The organism is Vibrio sp. M260118 (assembly GCF_036533755.1).
Classification (GTDB): domain Bacteria; phylum Pseudomonadota; class Gammaproteobacteria; order Enterobacterales; family Vibrionaceae; genus Vibrio.
In genome coordinates this window covers 1-3280 of sequence record NZ_JATABG010000376.1, presented here as the reverse complement: position 1 = coordinate 3280, position 3280 = coordinate 1, and the positions used below count along the sequence as shown (strand labels likewise).

General features: G+C 42.0%; 4 protein-coding genes and 1 pseudogene. 3 read left to right on the top strand and 2 right to left on the bottom strand.

What is annotated here, in order from left to right; genetic code table 11:
* Positions 1 to 197, bottom strand: a pseudogene (locus tag QTO00_RS16990) (glutamine amidotransferase); the annotation flags it as partial.
* 182 nt (positions 198 to 379) lie between these two features.
* Here QTO00_RS16990 and QTO00_RS16985 point away from each other — a divergent pair.
* Together QTO00_RS16985 and QTO00_RS16980 are read left to right on the top strand one after the other, a co-directional pair.
* On the top strand, positions 380 to 673 hold the full coding sequence (locus tag QTO00_RS16985) for an ArsR/SmtB family transcription factor (protein ID WP_331425837.1): 294 nt from the start codon (positions 380 to 382) through the stop codon (positions 671 to 673).
* Positions 674 to 796: 123 nt separating this feature from the next.
* Positions 797 to 1183, top strand: coding sequence for an MAPEG family protein (locus QTO00_RS16980; RefSeq protein WP_331425836.1), 387 nt, complete (start codon positions 797 to 799; stop codon positions 1181 to 1183).
* Positions 1184 to 1255: 72 nt separating this feature from the next.
* Here the strand turns inward: QTO00_RS16980 and QTO00_RS16975 are convergent, their stop codons facing one another.
* Positions 1256 to 2278, bottom strand: coding sequence for an acyltransferase (locus QTO00_RS16975; protein ID WP_331425835.1), 1023 nt, complete (start codon positions 2276 to 2278; stop codon positions 1256 to 1258).
* A 339-nt stretch (positions 2279 to 2617) separates the two neighbouring features.
* Between QTO00_RS16975 and QTO00_RS16970 the strand changes: the two genes are divergently transcribed.
* On the top strand, positions 2618 to 3280 hold a 663-nt coding region (locus tag QTO00_RS16970; protein ID WP_331425834.1), incomplete at its 3' end, for a protoglobin domain-containing protein.

The following is a 3280-nucleotide window of genomic DNA, read 5'->3' as shown; positions in this document are numbered from 1 at the left end:
ACCATAGACAATGAACCCATGATGATCACACCCGCTAACACTTCAGCGCTAGGTAGAGGTTGATTAATTCCATCGTGAAACTCGATTTCAAGCTCGGTAGAGCCAATGGCTTGTTTGGCCCACAACTCAAAATCACCAAACTTGTTAAGCTGACGCTCAGGTGCGGAACCGACGTTAACAATCAATAGCTTTTTCACAATTTACCTCTGCTTACATCCTTGTTATTTGATCAAGTTATAGAAATGTCGTTCTGATAGCAATGAGATATGTGTGAGCCAAGCATAGATTGTTTTGGCTTTGCGTTTTGTAACGTTTCAATTCTTGCACATTGCGAATGTTTCGATTATTTTGGAAATATATATCATATGTGGAGTTTATGATGGAGCTTGAAGAAGTTGCCAAAGCGTTGAAAGAGCTGGGTCATCCAATTCGTCTTTCGATATATAAAAGCGTCGTGAAAGCGGGATATCAAGGTATTGCTGTGGGCGGATTGCAAGAGCGGCTTGGAATTCCGGGTTCGACACTTTCACACCATATTTCAAGCTTGGTTTCTGTGGGGCTGATTAGTCAGCGCCGTGAAGGTCGAACGCTCTACTGTGTCTCTGATTATCAGTGTTTAGAAGCGGTTATCGGTTTCTTAAAAGATGAGTGCTGCGCCTATGAGCAGTGTTGATATCTAGCCAACTTTGCCATCCCCGCTATCCAGTGGGGATTTTTTGTGCTTAATTAGTAGTATCTTGAATAGATAACCAATAAATTTCAGGTCTTAGAAACCTGAACAACAAGGAGAAAGTCGATGGTTACTGCGCTGTATGCTGCGATTCTTGCTGCACTAATGATATGGCTTGCGATAGAGGTGATTAAGCAGCGACGCAAAGCTCAGGTGAAGTATGCCGATGGCGGTGTTGATGCTTTAACGATTGCAAGAAGCGCGCACGGCAATGCAGTCGATTACATTCCGATCACGCTAATTTTGATGGCGATGCTAGAGTACAATGGCGCTAGCTTATGGATAGTACATCTCTGCGGTAGTGTATTTGTGGTTGGTCGAATCATGCATGCGAAAGGCATTTTAGCTGATCGATTGAAAGGCCGGATCTCGGGTATGAAGTTGACCTTTTTGGTGATGGCCGTACTGATTTCGCTCAACATTGCTTATCTGCCATTTGATAGGATGTGGTAGTGGTTAAGTACGAGCTCAGTTAAACAAAAAGCGATGGATGACCCATCGCTTTTGCATTATTTCAAGTTGCGTTTATCTAAACAGCAAGCGGTAGGCAGGTGTTTTCTCTAGTCCTTTGATCAGCAGGAAGGTCAGCGCTATTGTGCCGAATACGACAGTCATGTCTTTGGCAAAGTTATCTAGGCCAAATATCCCAGCAATATTCATCATCACGATAGCCATAGGTAAGTGAGCCACGTAAAACGGCAACACATACTTTGCCTGTTTTGTGAGCCATGTGTTTGAACCCAACTCTGGCTTTGACATTAGCCACATAAAGCAGCCTGTTCCCCACAATACCGTGCCAAATAGGAAATCATTGGCATTAAATGGTTGGTCATATTGATTAAGCACGTACGCTTCACCGAAGTGAATAGCCATACCAACCAGCGCTAAGCTCAAAGCTTGTTTGGAGGTTGCTTTGATTGATTGCTGACGGATAGTAAACCCAACGGCAAACAGCAGTGTACTGAAGAAGGGGCCGTTGCGAGTAAAGAACGGTGCCCAAAACTCGGTGAGCCCTTGGTAGCTGCCTGCGAGTATGCCATAAACATATAATGCAATGCCTAATGGGATAAACAGTTCGCTCTGCTTAAATTTTTGCAATAGCGCACCAATAATTGCAGCAATGATTAGTGCAGGAATAAACCATAGGTGAACTAATCCACCTTCGAGTAGGGTGTTTAGTGGTGTTTGCCCAAGATAATCCCAGTAGCCTTGTCGCTCCGCTAGGTAGCCATGCTCTGCAAGCGCTCCCCAGTTGAAAGGCATTGCAAGGCAGATCACGCTCCAGACAATGAAAATCTTCAACAGTGGAGCGGTGTAGCGTTTCACCGTTGCCATAGGATTTGCAACAAGCTTAGGTTGAATAAGATACCCTGAAACCAAGAAAAACAGCGGCACCGCGAAGCGCGTAGTTTGGTTAAAGATATATCCAATCCATGGTGTATCTTCAATATGCCAATAGCTCATGAAGATCTGACAATGCATGGCTGTGATCGCCAAAATAGCTACCACTCTGCCGAGTTCAATACTTTGTATTTTTTTATTTTCCATACCAACGTCTTAATTAGTTTTGATCTTTTGGGTATACCAATAAAACTCGTCGAAAGTGTGAATCTAAATCAATATGCAATGTTGTAATGGTTAGAGGTGAAGGAAATTTGTGATATAAATCAACGACTAAGAAATGTTACATTTGATGCGTGGACATTGTGATTTGGATGTATCACCTCTTAAGTTCCTTCTTGTTCAAAGCTGCCCTGCTGGAATCCAGAGCATAACCCATTGTGTTTACTCTACCTTCAAATTCCTTATTCTCTTTTCTTATAGCGCTCATCTACTACAATTTTTGAATAAAGATAATGAAAGTAGTGTGTGGCTAGGAAGTTGGGTATGAAAATCACAGACAAGTCTCTTGTTGAGCAACAAAAGATATCCGAAACATCATTGAAGCAGCGTCTATCTCTTTTTCGACTGACAGAATCTGACTTGCATGAGATCAGGAGTCTGAAAACAATTATTAGTCGTGAGTTAGATGACTTGGTTGACACCTTCTATCATCACCAAACCCAAATTCCTGAAGTTGAGTCTTTAATTGGTGACGCTGGTACTTTGCAACGATTGATGATGGCTCAAAAAAAGTATGTGATGGATCTGTTTGTAAAGGAGATAGACCTTGACTACGTGGAACACCGTTTACGGATAGGTTTAGTTCACAAACGAATTGGTGTGGACCCTCAACTCTACATCTCAGCGGTTAACTATTTAAAAGAAACGATATTTTCGACTATTTGTAAAAATATCGAAGACAAACAAAATGCAGACAGGCTGTGTACGATAGTTAGTAGACTGATGGACTTTGATGTTTCTTATGTGTTCGATACCTATATTCGGAGTATGATGCATGAAATTGAATTCGAAAAGCACAAGTACTTCGATTATGTCGATGACTTAGAAAGTTTGGTGGCAAAACGGACTCAAAGTTTAGAAGACATGGTGAGACTTGACCCTTTAACCAATCTTTATAATAAGCGGGCGTTTGAAGAGTTAGTTGAC